1 protein-coding gene is annotated in these 929 nt (G+C 47.0%); it reads right to left on the bottom strand.

The window, feature by feature from the left end; genetic code table 11:
• Window positions 1-929, bottom strand: a 929-nt coding sequence (tuf, locus tag H2O73_RS20255; protein ID WP_182110728.1) for an elongation factor Tu, incomplete at both ends; no start/stop codon positions are given.

Raw genomic sequence — 929 nt, 5'->3', positions numbered from 1 at the left:
CCAGGCATTACCATTTCTACGCCTTCTGGTAGAGAGATATCACCAGTTACGTCAGTTGTACGGAAGTAGAACTGTGGACGGTAGCCTTTGAAGAACGGAGTATGACGGCCGCCTTCGTCTTTAGAAAGTACGTATACTTCAGACTCGAACTTAGTGTGTGGAGTGATTGAACCAGGCTTAGCTAGTACTTGACCACGTTCAACGTCATCACGCTTAGTACCACGTAGAAGTGCACCAACGTTCTCACCTGCACGACCTTCGTCAAGCAGTTTACGGAACATTTCAACACCAGTACAAGTAGTAGTTGTAGTTTCTTTGATACCTACGATTGCTACTTCGTCACCTACGTTTAGGATACCGCGCTCGATACGACCAGTTACTACTGTACCACGACCTTGGATTGAGAATACGTCTTCGATAGGCATTAGGAATGGCATATCGATTGCACGCTCAGGTTCTGGAATGTAAGAATCTAGTGCTTCTGCAAGCTCAACGATTTTCGCTTCCCACTGCTCTTCGCCGTTTAGTGCGCCTAGTGCAGAACCTTGGATAACTGGTAGGTCATCACCTGGGAAGTCGTACTCAGAAAGAAGTTCACGAACTTCCATTTCTACTAGTTCTAGTAGCTCTTCGTCATCAACCATGTCACATTTGTTCATGAATACGATGATGTAAGGGATACCAACCTGACGGCCTAGTAGGATGTGCTCACGAGTTTGAGGCATTGGACCATCAGTAGCAGCAACTACAAGGATACCACCGTCCATCTGTGCAGCACCAGTGATCATGTTTTTAACATAATCCGCGTGTCCTGGACAGTCTACGTGTGCGTAGTGACGAGCTGGAGTATCGTACTCTACGTGAGAAGTAGAGATAGTGATACCGCGCTCACGCTCTTCTGGAGCGTTATCGATTGATGCGAAGTCACG

Source organism: Vibrio marinisediminis (genome assembly GCF_014050145.1).
Classification (GTDB): domain Bacteria; phylum Pseudomonadota; class Gammaproteobacteria; order Enterobacterales; family Vibrionaceae; genus Vibrio; species Vibrio marinisediminis.
Note: the sequence above shows the minus strand (reverse complement) of the source record. Positions and strands in the feature narration are given on the sequence as shown.